We start from the raw sequence: 18,480 nt of genomic DNA, 5'->3' as shown, positions 1-18,480 counted from the left end.
ACGACAGGCAGTCCACCCGGGAGGTGATTCCAGCCGTGAGCCGACGCTCCGGAGTCCTGGAGTTCGCCGTACTCGGGCTCCTGCGGGAATCCCCGATGCACGGGTACGAGCTGCGCAAGCGGCTCAACACCTCGCTGGGCGTCTTCCGGGCGTTCAGCTACGGCTCCCTCTACCCCTGTCTCAAGACGCTGGTCCAGCACGGATGGCTCGCCGAGGAGCCCGGCAGCGACGCGGAGGACCCACGGGCCACCGCGCTGTCGGGGCGGCGCGCCCGTATCGTCTACCGGCTCACGGGCCCCGGCAAGGAACGCTTCGAGGAGCTTCTGACCCAGACCGGCCCCGACGCCTGGGAAGACGACAACTTCGGTGTCCGGTTCGCTTTCTTCGGCCAGACCTCACGTGATGTACGGATGCGGGTGCTGGAAGGCCGCCGCAGCCGCCTGGAGGAGCGTCTCGCCAAGATGCGCGCCTCCCTGGCCCGTACCCGGGAGAAGCTGGACGACTACACGCTGGAGCTGCAGCGCCACGGCATGGAGTCCGTGGAGCGCGAGGTCCGCTGGCTCAATGAGCTGATCGAGAGCGAGCGGGAGGGCCGCGAGCGCGGCACCGCTCCGCCGGGTGGTTCCGGTCCGCCGGGTGGCTCCGGCGACAACGACACCACCACTTGACCATCACTTGACAATTCCGGGCCCCGCGACGGCGTGGGGCCATGCCGAAACACACACAGGGAGCAACCGGAATGGGTTCGGTTCGCGTAGCCATCGCCGGCGTGGGCAACTGCGCCGCCTCGCTGGTACAGGGCGTCGAGTACTACAAGGACGCCGCCCCGGACAGCCGGGTGCCGGGTCTGATGCATGTCCAGTTCGGCGACTACCACATCTCGGACATCGAGTTCGTGGCCGCCTTCGACGTCGACTCCAAGAAGGTCGGCCTCGACCTGGCGGACGCCATCGGCGCCAGCGAGAACAACACCATCAAGATCGCCGACGTGCCGGCCACCGGCGTCACCGTCCAGCGCGGCCAGACCCTGGACGGCCTGGGCAAGTACTACCGCGAGACCATCGTGGAGTCCGAGGCCGAGCCCGTCGACATCGTGAAGGTCCTCAAGGACACCAAGGCCGACGTCCTGGTCTGCTACCTGCCGGTCGGCTCCGAGGACGCCGCCAAGTACTACGCGCAGGCCGCCATCGACGCCAAGGTCGCCTTCGTCAACGCGCTCCCGGTCTTCATCGCCGGCACCAAGGAGTGGGCGGACAAGTTCACCGAGGCCGGTGTCCCGATCGTCGGTGACGACATCAAGTCCCAGGTCGGCGCCACCATCACGCACCGCGTCATGGCCAAGCTGTTCGAGGACCGCGGGGTCATCCTGGACCGCACCATGCAGCTGAACGTCGGCGGCAACATGGACTTCAAGAACATGCTGGAGCGCGACCGGCTCGAGTCCAAGAAGGTCTCCAAGACCCAGGCCGTCACCTCCCAGATCCGCGACCGCGAACTGGGCGAGGGCAACGTGCACATCGGCCCCTCCGACTACGTCGCGTGGCTCGATGACCGCAAGTGGGCGTACGTCCGCCTCGAGGGCCGCGCCTTCGGCGACGTGCCGCTGAACCTGGAGTACAAGCTGGAGGTCTGGGACTCCCCCAACTCCGCCGGTGTGATCATCGATGCGCTGCGCGCCGCGAAGATCGCCAAGGACCGCGGCATCGGTGGCCCCATCACCTCCGCGTCCTCGTACTTCATGAAGTCCCCGCCGGTCCAGTTCTTCGACGACGAGGCCCGCGACAACGTGGAGAAGTTCATCAACGGCGAGTTGGAGCGCTGAGCGACGCTCACGCGACACGCTCCCCCATGACGGCGGCCCGGGCATCTGCCCGGGCCGCCGTCATGGTTCAGGAGATGCGTCCGCTCACTCGTCGACGACCCGGTCCACCTGCGTGGTGGTGTGCCGCAGGATCGCCCGCAGCTCGTCCCCGACCTTGGGCCCCTTGGACTCGGCCGGCACGAACAGGATCGACACCTGCATGTGCGGCGGCTCCGCGAACCACCGCTGCTTGCCGTCCCACACGAACGGCGACAGGTTGCGGTTCACCGTGGCCAGCCCGGCCCGCGCCATCCCCTTCGCCCGCGAGGACATCCCGTGCAGCGCCTTGGGCGCCTCCAGGCCCACGCCGTGCGAGGTGCCACCGGCCACCACCGCCAGCCAGCCGTCCCCGGGTGCCTTCTGCTGCCGGTACCCGAAGCGGTCCCCCTTGGCCACCGGCGTCACATCGAGCACCGCGCCGCGGTATTCCGTCGCCGTGTGGTCCCCCAGCCACAGCCGGGTGCCGATCCGCGCCCGGAACCGGGTCTGCGGGAACTGCTGGCGCAGCCGGTTCAGCTCCTCGGCGCTGAGGTGGCTCACGAACATGGTGTCCAGCGGCAGCCGGGCGGCCCGCAGCCGGTCCATCCAGCCGATGACCTCCTCGACCCCGTCGGTGCCGTCGGTGCGGTCCAGCGGCAGGTGGATCGCGAAGCCCTCAAGCCGCACGTCCTCCAGCGCCGCGCTCAGCTTCCCCAGATCCGCCGGTGTCACCCCGTGCCGGCGCATCGAGCTCATCACCTCGACGACCACCCGGGACCCCACCAGCCCGTACACCCCGTCCACCGAGGAGGCCGAACGAATCACCCGATCGGGGAGAGGAACCGGCTCCTCGCTTCGCCGGTAGGGGGTCAGCACCAGCAGGTCGCCGCTGAAGCGGTCCTTCATGGCCTCGGCCTCGTACGCCGTGCCGACCGCCAGCGTCTCGATGCCCAGCTCGGTGACCTCCTCGGCGAGCCGGTCGTGACCGAAGCCGTAGCCATTGCCCTTGCAGACCGGCACCAGGTCGGGGAAGTCGGCGACGATCTTCCGCTGGTGCGCCCGCCAGCGGTCGGTGTCGACGTAAAGGGTGAGCGCCATGGCCGGGAGGGACCCTTCTGTTGGGGTTGTACGAGGTGGGAAGGGGTGTGGGGGGAGGGAACGCGGTGGGGGCGGGGTGCGGGTCGGCGTCGTCAGCGTCGCGACATGTAGATGTCGAGCGCCTTGTGCAGCAGCTTGTTGAGCGGGAAATCCCACTCGCCCAGGTACTCGGCCGCCTCCCCGCCCGTACCCACCTTGAACTGGATCAGGCCGAAGAGATGGTCCGTGTCCTCCAGCGAGTCGCCGATGCCCCGCAGGTCGTACACGTGGGCCCCCAGCGCCTGGGCGTCCTGGAGCATGCGCCACTGCATCGCGTTGGAGGGCCGCACCTCACGCTTGTGGTTCGCGGAGGCACCGTACGAATACCACACATGGCCGCCCACGATCAGCATGGTGGCGGCGGCCACCGCCTCTCCCTCGTGCTTGGCGATGTACAGCCGCATGCGGTCCGGGTCCTCGGAGTTGAGCGCCTTCCACATGCGCTCGAAGTACGCCAGCGGGCGCGGCCGGAACTTGTCACGGACCGCGGTGACCTCGTACAGCTCCTGCCACAGCGGCAGATCGTCGTAACTGCCCCGCACCACCTCGACGCCGGCCTTCTCGGCCTTCTTGATGTTGCGGCGCCACAGCTGGTTGAAGCCCTTGTGGACATCCTCCAGGGAGCGGTCCTTGAGCGGGATCTGGAAGACGTAGCGGGGCTGGACGTCGCCGAACCCGGCGCCCTCCTCCTCGCCCTGCTGCCAGCCCATCCGGCGCAGCTTGTCGGAGACCTCGAAGGCACGCGGCTCCAGCTCGCTGGCCTCGACGTCGCGCAGCCGCTTGACCTCGGGGTTCTGGATGCCGGCCTTGATGGCGGCGGCGTTCCAGCGGCGGATGACCACCGGCGGGCCCATCTTGACCGAGAACGCACCCTGCTTCTTGAGGTGCGCGAGCATCGGCCGCAGCCACTCCTCCAGATTGGGCGCGAACCAGTTGATGACCGGGCCCTCGGGGAGGTACGCGAGGTAGCGCTTGACCTTGGGCAGCTGCCGGTAGAGGACGAGGCCCGCGCCCACGCAGACACCGGATGTGTCGAACCAGCCCAGGGACTCCGTCCGCCACTCGGCCTTGACATCGCCCCAGGCCGGCACCTGCATGTGGCTGGCGGCCGGCAGGGAGCGGATATACGCCAGATGCTCCTCGCGGCTGATGGTCCTCAGGGTCAGGCTCATTCGGGGCGCTCCTTGGGCGTCAATCGCGGCGTCTGGCGGGAAGCCTAGCGGCGCGGTGGACGCCGGGGGCGCGGCGGCCTGCCCGGGGGGCCGGATCGGGGCGGCTGCGGGCGCGGGGCGGAGGGCGTTCCCGTACCGGCCCGGCGCACGGGCGGAACAGCGCCGGGCCGTGGCCGCAGCGCCCGGTCAGCCCAGGACACCGCCGAACAGGCCGCCGTGCGCCATACCGAGATAGAAGCCGGTGGCGGCGGCGCCCAGGCCGATGACCAGCACGAAGCGTTCGGCCGTGGTGGCGGACACCAGCTGGCCCCAGCCGCCGGTGGCGATGCCCGCCAGGCCGGCCCAGGAGGCCGCCAGGTGCATGCCGGGCCACAGGGAGAGAAGGAGCGCCGCCGGGCCGAGGACCGCGGTGACGGCGGCGAGGATGTTGGGGACGGGGTGGGGGTGGCCGTCGGAGTTGAAGACGCTGCTGAGCGTCATGTGGGCCATGGGGAACCTCCTGCGGAGCGCTGCGGAAGCCGTGTACCCGATCTCTCCAGGTTGCTCGGGTCGGGGCCGGATTTCAACCGGAAGGTGCTCGCCGGGTACGGTGTACTGTCCCGTGCTTCGTCACTGACGGCAGGGGACACGCATCACGACCCTCCTGCCACGGATCGCCCGTGGCCGCCTGAGTCCAGAGGAGGTGGGTTCCACAATGCGTCAGTACGAACTGATGATCATCCTCGATCCCGATCTTGAGGAGCGCTCTGTCGCCCCGCTGATCGAGAGCTTCCTTGCTGTCGTCCGTGAGGGCAACGGCAAGGTCGAGAAGATCGACACGTGGGGTCGCCGTCGGCTCTCCTACGAGATCAACAAGAAGCCCGAGGGCATCTACTCCGTCATCGACCTGCAGGCAGCCCCCGAGACCGTCAAGGAACTCGACCGGCAGCTGAACCTCAACGAGTCGGTTCTGCGGACCAAGGTCCTCCGTCCCTCGACCCACTGAGCATCACGCTCCGCGGGATCAGCGGGACACCGAGTAGCGATGTCAGTGCCATAAGTAATCATCGCAGCAACAGCAGTTAGCACCCCGCCGAGAGGTTCACCATGGCAGGCGAGACCGTCATCACGATTGTCGGCAATCTGGTCGACGACCCCGAGCTGCGCTTCACCCCCTCAGGTGCGGCGGTCGCGAAGTTCCGTGTCGCGTCCACGCCGCGCATCTTCGACCGGCAGAGCAACGAGTGGCGGGACGGCGAAGGCCTGTTCCTGACCTGCTCCGTCTGGCGGCAGGCGGCGGAGAACGTCGCCGAGTCCCTGACCAAGGGGATGCGTGTCATCGTGCAGGGCCGCCTCAAGCAGCGGTCGTACGAGGACCGGGAGGGCATCAAGCGCACGGTCTACGAGCTGGACGTCGAGGAAGTCGGCCCCAGCCTGAAGACCGCGACTGCCAAGGTCACCCGGGGCGCGAGCGGCGGCGGCCGCGGCGGTCAGGGTGGCGGCAGCGGCTGGGGCGGTGGCCCCGGTGGCGGCCAGGGCCAGCAGCAGGGCGGTGGCGGCGCTCCCGGGGGTGACCCGTGGGCGACCGGCGCGCCGGCCGGTGGTGGCCAGCAGGGCGGCGGTGGTAACGGCTGGGGCGGCGGTGGCTCCGGCGGCGGCTACTCGGAGGAGCCCCCGTTCTGAGGCCCGCTCCGGCGGGCTGAAGGGAACGGCCGGGCTCGGCTATTCACTTCTTATTGAGATCAACGGAGAGAGACCATGGCGAAGCCGCCTGCTCGCAAGCCAAAGAAGAAGGTTTGCGTGTTCTGCAAGGAGAAGATCTCCTATGTGGACTACAAGGACACGAACCTGCTGCGGAAGTTCATTTCCGACCGCGGGAAGATCCGTGCCCGCCGGGTCACCGGCAACTGCACCCAGCACCAGCGTGACGTCGCCACGGCCGTGAAGAACAGCCGTGAGATGGCGCTGCTGCCCTACACCTCGACCGCGCGCTAAGGAAGGATGGTTCAGCATCATGAAGATCATCCTGACGAGCGAGGTCTCCGGCCTGGGCACGGCCGGTGACGTTGTCGAGGTGAAGGACGGGTACGCCCGTAACTACCTGCTTCCCCGCGGTGTCGCGATCCGCTGGACCCGGGGTGGCGAGAAGGACGTCGAGCAGATCCGGCGCGCGCGCAAGATCCGCGAGATCGCCACGATCGAGCAGGCGAACGACATCAAGGCGCAGCTGGAGAAGGTCACGGTCCGCCTGAAGGTCCGTGCGGGCTCCGGCGGCCGGCTGTTCGGTTCGGTCACCCCCGCGGACATCGTCTCCGCGGTGAAGACCTCCGGTGGTCCCGATGTCGACAAGCGTCGCATCGAGCTCAGCAACCCGATCAAGAGCCTGGGTACCCACCAGGTCTCGGTCCGGCTGCACCCGGAGGTCGTGGCGAAGGTCGGACTGCACGTCGACTCGTCCGCGAAGTGAGCGGTCCGCGGTGATCCTTCGGTGATCCGCGGCACGCGGTAGGCAGTACCGGTACGGCGCCGGTCGCGTCCCCGTCCCAGCAGGGCGGGGTCCGCGACCGGCGCCGTTTCCGTTGCCGTCCTGCGTCGCCGTCCTCCGGTCCGGCCGGAAGCGGCTGTCAGGCGCGCTCGGCGCCGGTGATCAGCCAGCGTCCGGTGCGGGTGCGCAGCCCCAGGGTGACCAGGCGGGTGGCCATCATCAGTCCGGCCACCGCCCACCACAGGGTGCTGACGCCGCCGCCGATGGTGGGGACCAGCAGTGCCACGGGGGCGAAGACGGCGAGGGTGAGCAGCATGGCGGCGGCCAGGTAGGTGCCGTCGCCCGCGCCCATCAGGACGCCGTCCAGGACGAAGACCACCCCGGCGATGGGCTGGGTGACGGCGATGATCAGCAGGACAGGCAGCAGCCGCTCGTGCACGGCGTCGTCACCGGTGAACAGCGGCATGCCGAGCGGGCCGAGCACGGCGACCAGGGCGCCGAGCACGATCCCGGAGACGACGCCCCAGCCGATCATGCGGCGGCAGATCGCCCGGGCGCCGGCCGCGTCGCCCGCGCCCAGATAGCGGCCGATGATGGCCTGGCCCGCGATCGCGATGGCGTCGAGGGCGAAGGCGAGCAGCGTCCAGATGGTCAGGGCGATCTGGTGGGCGGCGACATCCGCGTCGCCGAGCCGGGCGGCGACCAGGGTGGCGAGCAGGGTGATGGCGCGCAGTGACAGGGTGCGGACCAGCAGCGGGGCGCCGGCCCTGGCACTGGCGCGGATGCCGGCCGGGTCGGGGCACAGGGCGACGTGGTGCCGGCGGGCGCCGGCCAGGACGGTGCGCAGATAGACGGCGGCCATGCCGAACTGGGCGATGACGGTGCCCCACGCGGAGCCGGCGATGCCCCAGCCGAGGCCGTAGATGAACAGTCCGTTAAGGGCGACGTTGGAGGTGAAGCCGCCGATGGCGACGTAGAGCGGGGTGCGGGTGTCCTGGAGGCCGCGCAGGACGCCGGTGGCGGCGAGCACGATGAGCATGGCGGGGATGCCGAGGATGCTGATGCGCAGGTAGGTGGTGGCGTGCGGGGCGGCCGTGGCGGAGGCGCCGAGGGCGTCGACGAGGGCGGGGGCGGTGGGGACGCCGATGAGGACGACGGCCAGGCCCAGGAGCGCGGCGAGCCAGATGCCGTCGATGCCCTGGCGCAGGGCGGCGGGCAGATCGCCGGCGCCCAGGCGGCGGGCGACGGCGGCGGTGGTGGCGTAGGCGAGGAAGACGAAGACGTTGACCGCGGTGGTGAGGATGGCGGCGGCGATGCCGAGGCCGGCGAGCTGGGGGGTGCCGAGGTGGCCGATCATGGCGCTGTCGGCGAGGAGGAAGAGGGGTTCGGCGACGAGGGCGCCGAAGGCGGGGAGGGCGAGGGTGAGTATCTCGCGGTCGTGGCGGCGGTGCGTGGCGCTCTGCTGGGACACGAGGAGATCCAAACATCCACAGGTAATAGACGCAATGGTTTTGTGATCCTTACCTCGGTCGGCCTCCGGTGTGATGTTCTGCGGGTGTTGACGTGAGCCCGGCGAGTGAACGGGTGTTCCCGTAATCGGGGGTGGGCGGACAGTGAACGCCCAGGTCAGAGGGGGTGCGAAGTGGATCATGGACGTGTGGTGGCGGGAGGGTGCCGCGCCCTGTCCACAGGAAGTCCCGACTTATCCACAGGACGCGATCTGAAATCCACATAGCCTGTGGATAACTTGTCCGGCGGAGCCCTCCCCCGGCTGTCCCGACCACCGGCCGACTGCCGTAGCGTAGGTCCGCGCTCGGTACGGAAATGTCGGAGCCGTGCCGTACAACGGGTCCGGGAGGAGGTGGGGTCAGTGGCCGATTTCGAGCACGGTGAACCCCCCTGGGACGACGCGGCGTCGGGCGACGGGCCGCCGCCGGCCCGCGGCGGCCCCGGGGCCGGGCAGGGCCATGGCTCCGGCCCGGACGACGGCGCGTCGTCCACCGCCTTCGAACGCGTCCCGCCGCAGGACGTCCGCGCCGAACAGTCGGTGCTGGGCGGCATGCTGCTGTCCAAGGACGCCATCGCCGACGTGGTCGAGACGCTGCGGGGCGCGGACTTCTACAAGCCCGCCCACGAGACGATCTACGCGGCGATCCTCGACCTGTACGCCAAGGGCGAGCCGGCCGACCCCATCACCGTCGCCAACGAACTGACCAAGCGCGGCGAACTCGCCAAGGTGGGCGGCGCGGGCTATGTGCACTCCATCGTGCAGATGGTGCCCACCGCCGCCAACGCCCTGTACTACGCGGAGATCGTCCACGACAAGGCGGTGCTGCGCCGCCTGGTGCAGGCCGGCACCCGCATCACCCAGATGGGATACGCGGCGGACGGCGACGTCGACGACATCGTCAACACGGCGCAGGCGGAGGTCTACCAGGTCACCGAGCAGCGGACGTCGGAGGACTACCTGCCGCTCAGCGACATCATGGAGGGCGCCCTCGACGAGATCGAGGCCATCGGCGCCCGCAGCGGCGAGATGACCGGCGTCCCCACCGGCTTCACCGACCTGGACTCCCTGACCAACGGTCTCCACCCCGGCCAGATGATCGTCATCGCGGCCCGGCCGGCCATGGGCAAGGCGCTGGCGCTCGACACCCCGCTGCCCACCCCCACCGGGTGGACCACCATGGGAGAGGTGCGTCCGGGTGACCACCTGCTCGACGCGTCGGGCCGGCCGACGCGGGTGGTGGAAGCCACCGAGGTGATGACCGGACGGCCGTGCTACGAGGTGTCCTTCGACGACGGCACGACCGTGATCGCCGACGCGGACCACCAGTGGCTCACGGACACCAGGGCCTCGCGCAGGTCCGCACACGTCCCGGCGGCGGTCAGAACCACCAAGGAAATCGCCGAGACCCTCCACTGCCTCACCGCCGACGGCCGCCACAACCACACCGTACGGAACACGGCCCCGCTCGACCTGCCTCAGCGGGACCTGCCCATTCCTCCGTACGTCCTGGGCGCCTGGCTCGGCGACGGTCACAGCGCCGCCGCCAGGATCACCTCGGCGGACGCGGAACTCGTCCGCCGCATCGCCGACGAGGGCTTCGACGTCCGCCGGGTCGGGTCCTCGATCACCTACGCCCTGCGGTTCGCCGTCCACGCACCCGAGCCGGTCGAGCGGACGTGTGTCGTCTGCGGCAAGCCGTACGCGCCCAAGCTCGCCCACGTGCGGACCTGCGGCCGCTCCTGCGGCGGCAAGGCCCGGTTCGTCTCGGACCCCCAGCCCCGCACCACCTGCGTGGACTGCGGCGAGACGTGCTTCTCGGCCTCGCCCGAGCCGCGGTGCGCCTCCTGCCACCGGAGGCACGGCAGCCTCCTGGTGCAGTTGAGAGAGCTGGGTGTGCTGGGGGACAAGCACATTCCGCTCAGCTATCTGCGCGGCTCCGTCGCGCAGCGCAGAGCACTCCTGGCCGGGCTGCTGGACACGGACGGGACGGTCACGAACACCGGATCGGTGCAGTTCGCGGTGGTCAGCCGACGGCTGGCCGAGGGATTCCGTGAGCTGGTCGTCGGCCTCGGCTACCGCTGTGGAGTGCGGACCAAGGCGGTCAACGGGCGCTCCGTGGGGTCGTCCACCGCGTACGTCATCACGTTCACCCCCACGGATGAGGTGTTCGCGCTGGGACGCAAGCGGCGGATGCACGCGGAGCGCAGGCGTCCCGGGACGGCGAAGCTCGGGCAGCGCGTCATCACCGCTGTCCGGGAGGTCGCGAGCGTTCCGGTCCGCTGTGTCCAGGTGGACAACCCGGATCACCTGTACCTCGCCACCCGTTCGATGGTGCCCACACACAACTCGACGCTCGCGCTGGACTTCGCCCGCGCGTGCTCCATCAAGCACAAGCTGCCGAGCGTCATCTTCTCGCTGGAGATGGGGCGCAACGAGATCGCCATGCGTCTGCTGTCCGCCGAGGCGCGGGTGGCGCTGCACCACATGCGGTCGGGCAGCATGACGGACGAGGACTGGACCCGGGTGGCGCGGCAGATGACGGAGGTCAACGACGCGCCGCTGTACATCGACGACTCTCCGAACCTGTCGATGATGGAGATCCGCGCCAAGTGCCGGCGGCTCAAGCAGCGCAACGATCTGCGGCTGGTCGTCATCGACTATCTCCAGCTGATGCAGTCCGGCGGCAGCCGCCGGCCGGAGAGCCGGCAGCAGGAGGTCTCGGAGATGTCCCGGAACCTGAAGCTGCTGGCGAAGGAGCTGGAGGTCCCGGTCATCGCGCTCTCCCAGCTGAACCGTGGCCCCGAGCAGCGCACCGACAAGAAGCCGATGGTCTCCGACCTGCGTGAATCGGGCTGTGTCACGGCCGAGACCAGAATTCTGCGCGCCGACACCGGTGCGGAGGTGACCATCGCCGAGTTGATGGAGAGCGGCGAACGCGGCTTCCCCGTGTGGTCGCTGGACGAGCAGCTGCGACTGGTCCGCCGGCCGATGACCCATGTCTTCTCCAGCGGAGTCAAAGAGGTATTCCGGCTCACGCTCGCCTCGGGGCGGGAAATCGACGCCACCGCGAATCACCCGTTCCTGATGTACGACGGCTGGCGGCCGCTGGGCGAGCTGTCACCCGGTTCGCGGATCGCGGTGCCGCGCGGGACGGGCGTGCCGCAGCACACGAGGGAATGGCCCGAGGCTGAGCTGATCATGCTCGCCCACCTGATCGGTGACGGCTGTGTCGCGCCGCGCCAGCCCGTGCATTACACGAGCAACGACGAGGCCAATCTGACCGCGGTGAAGGAGGCCGCGGCGCATTTCGGTATCACTCCGCGGCTGGTGCGGCAGGACAGCTGGTGGCATCTGTACCTGCCCTCGCCGCACCCGACCGGGCGTGGGCGCCGCAACCCGATCGCGGAGTGGCTCGACGGCTTCGGTCTCTACGGCAAGCGTTCTCATGAGAAGTTCCTGCCGGGCGGGATCTTCGCCCTGCCGGACGAGCAGCTGAGGCTCTTCCTGCGCCACCTGTGGGCCACCGACGGCTCGGTGACCGTGTCGCGGTCGGGAGCGGTGCGCGTGTACTACGCGACGACGAGCGAACGACTCGCCCGTGACCTGCAGTTGCTGCTGCTGCGGCTGGACATTCGCGCCCGGCTGCGCTCGGTGACCGGTTCCCCCGGCCGTCCGGGCTGGACCCTGGACATCTCCGGAGTGGAGGACCAGCGCCGCTTCCTGGAGCGGGTGGGAGTCCACGGGGCCCGGGCACGGCATGTCGTGACGGCCGCCGAGCGACTGCGCAACGTCCGGATGAACACCAACATCGACACGGTTCCCAATGAGGTCTGGGGGACCGTCCGCGCGCTGATGGGCGTCGAGCACATGAGCACCCGTGCGTTCCAGAGCGCCCTGGGGGTGCGCTACAACGGCTCGGCGCTCTACCGCAGTGCCCCGAGCCGGGGCAGGCTGGGCCGGGTCGCGGAGGTGCTGCGGGCCGAGGATCTCGAACTGCTGGCCACCAGTGATGTGTTCTGGGACGAGGTCGTCTCGGTGCGGAGCCTGGGGGAACGGGAGGTCTTCGACGCGACGGTGCCCGGGACCCACAACTTCGTCGCCAATGGCATCAACATCCACAACAGCATCGAGCAGGACGCGGACATGGTGATCCTGCTGCACCGGGAGGACGCCTACGAGAAGGAGTCCCCCCGGGCGGGCGAGGCGGACCTGATCGTGGCCAAGCACCGTAACGGCCCCACGGCCACCATCACGGTGGCGTTCCAGGGCCACTACTCGCGCTTCGTCAACATGGAGGGCGGGTTCTGAGCCCGGCGGCCCCGGCGGCCCCGCCCGCCGTGGCCGGTGGCTACCGGCCGTCGAGTTCCCGGAGCAGGCGCTGCTTGCTGCGGGCGCCCACCAGGGAGGTCACGGGTTCGCCGGCGCGGAAGAGGATCAGGGTGGGGACCGACAGCACGCCGTAGGTGGTGGCCGTCGCGGGGTTGTGGTCCACGTTCAGTTCGGCGACTTTCAGTTCCCCGGCCCGTTCGGTGGCGATCGCGGCCAGGACCGGGCTCAGCTGGTGGCAGGGCGGGCACCAGTCGGCGGTGAATTTCAGCAGAACGGGAAGGTCCGCCGCCAGGACCTCCTCGGCGAAGGTGGCGTCGGTGACGTCGGCGAGCCGGGTTTTCATGGTGAGCCTCCCAGGTGGCATTTCGGTTCCGTCGCGGAGCGCAGCAGCCGCTCGCTCACCTCGGCGCGTACCGCCCGCAGCCGCTCCATGAGCGCGTCGATCTCGGCGAGCTTCCTGCGGTACACGTCGAGCGAGTCGGGGCAGGAGTCGCCGCGCGGATGGCCTGCCCGCAGGCACTCGACGAACGGGCGGGTCTCCTCCAGGCCGAAGCCGGAACCCTGGAGGGTGCGGATCTGGCGCACCACTTCCAGGTCGGCGTCGTCGTAGACGCGGTATCCGTTGGCGGCGCGCGGGGCGCTGAGCAGGCCGCGCGCTTCTCCCCCAGCCTTCGGCCGGGAGGTGCCCCCATCGCGCAGGGTGCGGGTGCTGACCCCGGCCCGTTCGGCGAGTTCACTGATGCGCATGTCGGTGACGGTAAACGTTGACGTCGGCGTCAGGGCAAGGGCCGGGTGTCGTGGTGCCGGGGTTTGACCTTCGGGTTGGCTGAAGGCTCAGCATGAGCGGCATGGACGAGGACCAGGACGAGATGTTGCTCGGGATCGGGGCGTTCGCCCGGCTGGCCGGGCTGAGCCCCAGCGCGTTGCGCTTCTACGACGACTGCGGGGTGCTGCCGCCGGCCGAGGTCGACGCGGTGACGGGCTACCGGCGGTACGCGCCGGGCCAGGCGGAGCGCGCGGTGCTGTTGCGCCGGCTGCGCGGTGCGGGGCTGCCGCTGGTGGAGGCCGCCGTGGTGCTGGACGGTCCGGCCGAGCGGGGGCGTGCGGTGCTGGAGGAGTGGCAGCGGCGTACCCGGGAGGAGGCGCGGGCGGCGGGCGCGGTGTTCGCCGAGGTGTTGCGGGAGTGGCCGGGGGCGGTGCCGGCGCGGGTCGTGCTGGGCGGTGCGGAGTTGGCCGGTGCGGTGCGGCAGGTGGTGCCGGCGACCGATCCCGGACATCCGCTGTTGCGGTGTGTTCTGGTCGAGGCGGCCGGGGAGGAGGTGCGGCTGGTGGCGACGGACCGGTACCGGCTGTCGGTGCGGACGTTGCGGGCCCGGACGGTGCCCGGTGCGTGGCCGGGGCCGCTGCTGGTGGAGGCGGTGGAGCTGCGGGAGGTCGCGGAGTGGGCGCGGGGTGCCGGTGAGGTGGTGCTTGAGGTGTCCGGTGCGGGCCGGGCGCGGGTGCGGGACGGGGAGCGGGTGCGTGAGGTGTGCCTGACGGAGGGGGAGTTCCCGGCGTACCGGCTGGTGCTGGAGGGTCTGGAGCCGGTACGGCACCGGGTGATCGCGGACCGGGTGGCGCTGTGTGCGGCGCTGGAGCGGGATTCGGGGCCGGTGGTGGTCCGTACGGCGGGGGATGAGGGGCTGACGGTCGGTGGGGTGCGGGTGCCGGCGCTGGTCACGGGGCCCGGGGTGCGGGTGGCGTTCGATCCGGTGGTGCTGGCCGGGGCGGTGGAGTCGGCGGTGGGGCCCGATGTGCTGCTGGAGCTGGGGGAGCCGGGGTGCGGGCCGGTGCTGGTGCGCTCGGCGGATCAGGGCAGTTTCACGACGCTGGTGATGCCGGTGCGTGATGGATCCTGAGAACCCGGTGGTGCGGCTGTGTGCGCGGGGCATGGCGGACGATGACGGGGAACTGTTCCTGCGTGCCTGGGAGGTGGCGTCGGACGACTATGAGCGGTGCGTGGCCGCGCACTATGTGGCGCGGACGCGGGCCACGGCCGGGGAGCGGGAGTGGGCTTCCGCGCGGGAGGTGGTGGCGGCGTTGGGCGGGTAGGGCGGGTCAGGTCAGGCCGCCGGTGGCGTGGAGGTTCTGGCCGGTGATCCAGCGGCCGTCGGGGCCGGCGAGGAAGGCGATGACGTCGGCGACGTCTGCGGGGGTGCCCAGGCGGCGCAGTGGGGTGAGGGCGGCGACGTGTTCGAGGGCCTCGGGCGGGTTGGTGCCGCGCAGCATGTCGGTGTCGGTGGCGCCGGGGGAGACGGTGTTGACGGTGATGCCGCGGGGGCCGAGTTCCTGGGCGGCGACGGCGGTGAGCTGTTCGAGGGCGCCCTTGCTGGCGGCGTACGCGGCGATGCCGGGTGCGGGTCGGGTGGTGTTGAGGGAGGAGACGCTGATGATCCGGCCGCCGTCGGGCATGTGGCGGGCGGCGTGGCGCAGGGTGCGGAAGACGGCGGTGGTGTTGACGGTCATGACCGCGTCGAAGGCGGCCGGGTCGGTCTCGGCGAGCGGGGTCGGGGGGAAGGAGAGGGCGGCGTTGTTGACGATGATGTCGGGGGTGCTGTGCAACCTTGTCGCTTGGTCGAGGAGTTCCTCGGCGGCTCCGGGGCTGGTGAGGTCGAGGAGGACGCCGTGGGCGCTGCCGGGGCCGCCGGAGCGCTGGACGGCGGCGACGACCTCGGCGGCGGCTGCCTCGCTGCGGGCGTAGTTGAAGACGACGTGGGCTCCGTCGCGGGCGAGTCGTTCCACGACGGCCCGGCCGATGCCGCGTGAGCCTCCGGTGACGACGGCGGTTTTCCCTTGGAGTGCGGTCATGCGGTGCACTGTAATGCGGTGGTGTGCGGTGGGATGGGCTTGATCGCGGCGTGGTACGGGGTGGGTGCGGGGGTGGTGGTGCGGGCTGCGGAGCGGGGCCGGTGGGGTCAGCCGAGGGGGGCGAACAGGTCGATGTGGTTGCCGTCAGGGTCCAGGACGGTGGCGTAGCGCTGGCCCCACACGGCGTCCCAGGGCGGGGTGGCGCCGGGGTGGCCGGCGGCGGTGAGTTCGGCGTAGAGGGAGTCGACCTCGGCGGGGTTGTCGCACAGGAAGGCGAGGCTGATGCGCTGTCCGCCGCGGGGTGGGGTCCAGTCGGGCTGGAAGGAGGTGATGGTGGCGACGGAGTCCCAGGCCAGGCGCAGTCCACCGGGGAGCAGGGCCTCGACGTGGGGGGTGTCGGGGGCGGTGTCGGGGATGTCGAGGCCGAGTCGCCGGTAGAAGGCGAGGGAGGCGCTGAGGTCGTCGGTGATCAGTCCGATGAGGTCGCATCGTGGTGCCATGCGGGCAGCGTAGGCGGGGGTGTGGCGGGGGTCTTGAAGGAAACGGACGGGTGCGGGCGGGGCGCCAGGCCGGTCTGATTGTCCACAGAATTCGGGGTCCTGTGGATAACTTTTCGGCTGCCTGGCCGGGTTGTCAGTGCGTCGCCCTACGGTCTGGGGCATGACCGCTGCCCCGACGTCCACCGCGCCCGGTGCCACCGATCCCGCCGATCCCGCCTGTGCCGCTCCCGCCGTGCGGTTGCCCGGGGTGTACCGGATGTGGCTGGCCGGTGCGCTGGTGTCGATGCTGGGCACGAGTGTGATGTTCTTCGCGCTGGGGTGGGCCGCTTCGGCGCACGGGGGGATGGTGGCCGGTGCGGTGCTGACCGCCGTCAATCTGCCGCGCTTCGCGCTGTTGCTGGTCGGGGGCGCGCTGGGGGACCGGGCGGGTGCCTGGCGGGTGATGGTGGCGGGGGATCTCGCCATGGTGGTGGTGTCGCTGGGGGTGGCGCTGTCGGCGTGGCGGTTCGGGTCGCCGGTGTGGCTGCTGCTGGCGGCCGCGCTGCTGACGGGGGTGGTGGACGCGTTCTATCTGCCGGCCTCGGGGTCGATGCCGCGGCGGCTGGTGGGGGCGGCGGTGCTGCCCCGGGCGCTGGCGCTGCGGCAGACGGGGGTGCAGTTGACGATGTTCGCGGGCGGCTCGCTGGGCGGGGTGCTGGTGTCGCGGGCGGGGCTGGGCGGGGCGGCGCTGGTGCAGGTGGGCACGTTCTCGCTGATGCTGGCGGTGCTGGTGGGGATACGGGGCCGGTTCGCGGGGGAGGGTGCCGGGCGCGGGGCCGGGGGTTCGATGCTCGGGGACATCGCGGACGGGCTGCGGCTGGTGTGGCGGGACCGGCTGTTGCGGGTGTCTTTGGGGGTGGTGTCGGTGGCGGCGGCGTTCCTGCTGCCGGTGGTGTCGCTGCTGGTGCCGCTGCTGGCGCGGGAGCGGGGCTGGGGCGCGGAGCCGGTGGGTCTGGTGAGTGGTGCGCAGGCGCTGGGGATCGTCGCGGTGTCGCTGGTGGTGCTGCGGCGCGGGAGTGCGGAACGGCCGGGGGTCGCGGCGGGGGTAGGGCTGCTGGTGGCGGGCGGGGGGATCGCCGTGCTGGGGCTGGTGGCGTCGCCGGTGGTGGCGGTGGCATCCGGGTTGCTGGTGGGGGCCGGGAACGGGCTGTTCGCGGCGCATGTGGCGCCGCTGATTCTGACGGCGGCGCCGGAGTCCCATCTCTCCCGGGTGCAGGCGATTTTGACGATGGTGCAGACCGGGTCGCTGCTGCTGATGCATCTGACGCTGGGCGCGGCGGCCGAGCGGATACCGGTGGGGGTGGTGCTGGCCGGGTGTGCGCTGGCGGTGGCCGCGACGGGTGTGGGGACGCTGTGCTCGGCCCCGCTGCGCGAGGTGCGGCGCGTCGGCGCTCGGGAAGGGGCGGGGGCCGGGGTGGTGCGGCGCCGGGCGCCGGGGCTCAGGCCGGGGTGGCGGCCCTGGTGACGCACCGGGTCGGGGAGCCGGCCGGCGGCGGAGCACCGGCCCCGGCACCGGTCGCCGGGCTGCGGGGCGAGCCGGCCGCGCTGCGCGAACCCGAGGTGCTGCCGGCGAAGGCCATGACCGCGCTCGGCTTCGGCGGGGACCTCGCCGTCACGCTGGAACGGCGTTCCGCCGTCGTCCGGTTCAGCCCAGCGCCACCGAGTACGGTGCGAACCGGCGGCTGATGTCTCCGGGCAGGTCCGTGGCGCCGCGCACCATGAGGGTGCACCGGAAGTCGCCCGACAGTCCCCGGGAGCGCAGCCAGCCGGCCAGCTCGGGGTGGCGGTCGTCCACGTCGTACCGCAGCGGCAGCGTGGCCGCCGCGCCGAGGTGGGAGATCAGGGCTCGCGCCGTGCGGAGGTCCTGCGCCACGACCGGGCCGATCACCGTGGTGGTGACGTTCGGCCAGGAGGCCGCGTAACCGGTCAGCTGCCCGTCCGGCGCCTGCGCCACCGCCAGCCGGTCGGCGAACGACGGCAGCCGGGCGAGCAGTTCGGTGCGGTCGGTACCGAACACCGGCCGGTCCAGGGCCAGCAGTCCCGGCATGTCGGCCGCCGTGGCCGGCCGGACCCGTACCCCGTCCCGGCCGTGCCCGTCGTCCTGGAACGTGTCGCCCTGGCCTGGGTCCGCCCCGGTGAACGGGCCCTGGAGCGTCGTCACCGCGCCCACCGCCGTGAAGCCCAGCTTCTCGTACAGCGGACGGCCGTTGTCGGTCGCGCTCAGGAAGACCACCGCGTCCCCCGACTCGGCGATCGCGTGCCGCATCAGCCGCTCCCCGAGCCCGCGCCGCTCGTGGCGCCGCGCGACCAGCACCATGCTGACGCACCGGTACCCGGGGTAGGGGGTCAGGACGAACGCCCCGATCAGACCGCCCACCGGGTCATCGGCCGGGGCGTCGATCCCGTACCCCGTTCCCGCGCTGAGCAGCAGCCGCCACTTGTGCGCCTCCCGGGCCCAGGACCGGTCGGCGGCCAGGTCCAGGGCCGCCGGCAGATCGGCGCGGGTGAGACGGCGGACGGGCAGCGTGAGTGATGAGGTCGGCACGCCGTCCAGGCTTACCCGCCGCACGCGTTCGCCGCGACCGGTTTTCCCGTCGCGCACCCGGCTCCGGGGCGACCCGCCCCGGAGCCCCCTTAGCGCG

The 18,480-nt window shown here is 71.2% G+C and carries 20 protein-coding genes; 11 read left to right on the top strand and 9 right to left on the bottom strand.

Annotated features, from left to right (window positions below):
• Positions 1 to 35 precede the first annotated feature (35 nt).
• Together SXIM_RS13185 and SXIM_RS13180 are read left to right on the top strand one after the other, a co-directional pair.
• Positions 36 to 668 (top strand): PadR family transcriptional regulator, encoded by a 633-nt coding sequence (locus SXIM_RS13185; protein ID WP_030732538.1) that lies wholly within the window; start codon positions 36 to 38, stop codon positions 666 to 668.
• Between the two features lie 71 nt (positions 669 to 739).
• A complete protein-coding gene (locus tag SXIM_RS13180) occupies positions 740 to 1,822 on the top strand; it encodes an inositol-3-phosphate synthase (RefSeq protein WP_030732536.1) in 1,083 nt (360 codons plus the stop codon).
• A gap of 84 nt (positions 1,823 to 1,906) precedes the next feature.
• Here SXIM_RS13180 and SXIM_RS13175 read toward each other — a convergent pair whose 3' ends face one another.
• From SXIM_RS13175 to SXIM_RS13165, 3 genes are all read right to left on the bottom strand, one after another.
• A complete protein-coding gene (locus SXIM_RS13175) occupies positions 1,907 to 2,938 on the bottom strand; it encodes an alanine racemase (protein WP_030732533.1) in 1,032 nt (343 codons plus the stop codon).
• A 92-nt stretch (positions 2,939 to 3,030) separates the two neighbouring features.
• Positions 3,031 to 4,149 carry a lipid II:glycine glycyltransferase FemX gene (locus SXIM_RS13170; RefSeq protein WP_030732531.1) on the bottom strand — a complete coding sequence of 373 codons (1,119 nt, stop codon included), beginning with the start codon at positions 4,147 to 4,149 and terminating at the stop codon, positions 3,031 to 3,033.
• A 186-nt stretch (positions 4,150 to 4,335) separates the two neighbouring features.
• Complete coding sequence (locus SXIM_RS13165) at positions 4,336 to 4,638, bottom strand: hypothetical protein (RefSeq protein WP_030732529.1); 303 nt, start codon at positions 4,636 to 4,638, stop codon at positions 4,336 to 4,338.
• Positions 4,639 to 4,843: 205 nt separating this feature from the next.
• Between SXIM_RS13165 and rpsF the strand changes: the two genes are divergently transcribed.
• The 4 genes from rpsF to rplI all read left to right on the top strand — a co-directional run bounded on the left by rpsF (position 4,844) and on the right by rplI (position 6,595).
• Entirely contained in the window at positions 4,844 to 5,134 is a 291-nt protein-coding gene (gene rpsF / locus SXIM_RS13160; RefSeq protein ID WP_030732527.1) for a 30S ribosomal protein S6, read from the top strand.
• Between the two features lie 101 nt (positions 5,135 to 5,235).
• Positions 5,236 to 5,811, top strand: coding sequence for a single-stranded DNA-binding protein (locus SXIM_RS13155; RefSeq protein ID WP_030732525.1), 576 nt, complete (start codon positions 5,236 to 5,238; stop codon positions 5,809 to 5,811).
• 75 nt (positions 5,812 to 5,886) lie between these two features.
• Entirely contained in the window at positions 5,887 to 6,123 is a 237-nt protein-coding gene (rpsR, locus tag SXIM_RS13150) for a 30S ribosomal protein S18 (protein WP_003978893.1), read from the top strand.
• 19 nt (positions 6,124 to 6,142) lie between these two features.
• Positions 6,143 to 6,595 (top strand): 50S ribosomal protein L9, encoded by a 453-nt coding sequence (gene rplI, locus SXIM_RS13145; protein WP_030732522.1) that lies wholly within the window; start codon positions 6,143 to 6,145, stop codon positions 6,593 to 6,595.
• Positions 6,596 to 6,752: 157 nt separating this feature from the next.
• Here rplI and SXIM_RS13140 read toward each other — a convergent pair whose 3' ends face one another.
• The gene (locus SXIM_RS13140) at positions 6,753 to 8,084 is read right to left on the bottom strand and encodes an MATE family efflux transporter (RefSeq protein WP_046725630.1); all 1,332 of its coding nucleotides are present in this window, start codon (positions 8,082 to 8,084) and stop codon (positions 6,753 to 6,755) included.
• A 588-nt stretch (positions 8,085 to 8,672) separates the two neighbouring features.
• On the opposite strand from SXIM_RS13140, the gene SXIM_RS13135 reads away from it, so the two are divergent.
• On the top strand, positions 8,673 to 12,431 hold the full coding sequence (locus SXIM_RS13135) for a replicative DNA helicase (RefSeq protein ID WP_168222808.1): 3,759 nt from the start codon (positions 8,673 to 8,675) through the stop codon (positions 12,429 to 12,431).
• A 40-nt stretch (positions 12,432 to 12,471) separates the two neighbouring features.
• Here the strand turns inward: SXIM_RS13135 and SXIM_RS13130 are convergent, their stop codons facing one another.
• On the bottom strand, positions 12,472 to 12,795 hold the full coding sequence (locus tag SXIM_RS13130; protein WP_046724091.1) for a thioredoxin family protein: 324 nt from the start codon (positions 12,793 to 12,795) through the stop codon (positions 12,472 to 12,474).
• On the bottom strand, positions 12,792 to 13,199 hold the full coding sequence (locus SXIM_RS13125; protein ID WP_046724089.1) for a MerR family transcriptional regulator: 408 nt from the start codon (positions 13,197 to 13,199) through the stop codon (positions 12,792 to 12,794). The genes SXIM_RS13130 and SXIM_RS13125 overlap by 4 nt, the downstream gene beginning before the upstream one ends.
• A gap of 101 nt (positions 13,200 to 13,300) precedes the next feature.
• Between SXIM_RS13125 and SXIM_RS13120 the strand changes: the two genes are divergently transcribed.
• Both SXIM_RS13120 and SXIM_RS13115 read left to right on the top strand, forming a co-directional pair.
• Positions 13,301 to 14,350 carry a DNA polymerase III subunit beta family protein gene (locus SXIM_RS13120; RefSeq protein WP_030732509.1) on the top strand — a complete coding sequence of 350 codons (1,050 nt, stop codon included), beginning with the start codon at positions 13,301 to 13,303 and terminating at the stop codon, positions 14,348 to 14,350.
• Positions 14,337 to 14,543, top strand: a complete 207-nt coding sequence (locus tag SXIM_RS13115) for a hypothetical protein (protein ID WP_046724087.1) — start codon at positions 14,337 to 14,339, stop codon at positions 14,541 to 14,543. Before SXIM_RS13120 ends, SXIM_RS13115 begins: the two co-directional genes overlap by 14 nt.
• A gap of 6 nt (positions 14,544 to 14,549) precedes the next feature.
• Here SXIM_RS13115 and SXIM_RS13110 read toward each other — a convergent pair whose 3' ends face one another.
• Together SXIM_RS13110 and SXIM_RS13105 are read right to left on the bottom strand one after the other, a co-directional pair.
• A complete protein-coding gene (locus tag SXIM_RS13110; protein WP_030732504.1) occupies positions 14,550 to 15,299 on the bottom strand; it encodes an SDR family NAD(P)-dependent oxidoreductase in 750 nt (249 codons plus the stop codon).
• Between the two features lie 107 nt (positions 15,300 to 15,406).
• Positions 15,407 to 15,799, bottom strand: coding sequence for a VOC family protein (locus SXIM_RS13105; protein WP_030732501.1), 393 nt, complete (start codon positions 15,797 to 15,799; stop codon positions 15,407 to 15,409).
• Between the two features lie 160 nt (positions 15,800 to 15,959).
• Here SXIM_RS13105 and SXIM_RS13100 point away from each other — a divergent pair, with 160 nt between their 5' ends.
• Together SXIM_RS13100 and SXIM_RS13095 are read left to right on the top strand one after the other, a co-directional pair.
• Entirely contained in the window at positions 15,960 to 17,303 is a 1,344-nt protein-coding gene (locus tag SXIM_RS13100; protein WP_078846907.1) for an MFS transporter, read from the top strand.
• Positions 17,300 to 17,524, top strand: coding sequence for a hypothetical protein (locus tag SXIM_RS13095; protein ID WP_148236107.1), 225 nt, complete (start codon positions 17,300 to 17,302; stop codon positions 17,522 to 17,524). The genes SXIM_RS13100 and SXIM_RS13095 overlap by 4 nt, the downstream gene beginning before the upstream one ends.
• Here the strand turns inward: SXIM_RS13095 and SXIM_RS13090 are convergent.
• Positions 17,484 to 18,383 carry a GNAT family N-acetyltransferase gene (locus SXIM_RS13090; protein WP_046725629.1) on the bottom strand — a complete coding sequence of 300 codons (900 nt, stop codon included), beginning with the start codon at positions 18,381 to 18,383 and terminating at the stop codon, positions 17,484 to 17,486. The two genes, SXIM_RS13095 and SXIM_RS13090, sit on opposite strands and share 41 nt — an antisense overlap.
• Positions 18,384 to 18,480 lie beyond the last annotated feature (97 nt).

It is taken from the genome of Streptomyces xiamenensis (genome assembly GCF_000993785.3).
Lineage (GTDB): Bacteria > Actinomycetota > Actinomycetes > Streptomycetales > Streptomycetaceae > Streptomyces > Streptomyces xiamenensis.
This window is presented reverse-complemented; position numbering and strand designations above follow the sequence as displayed.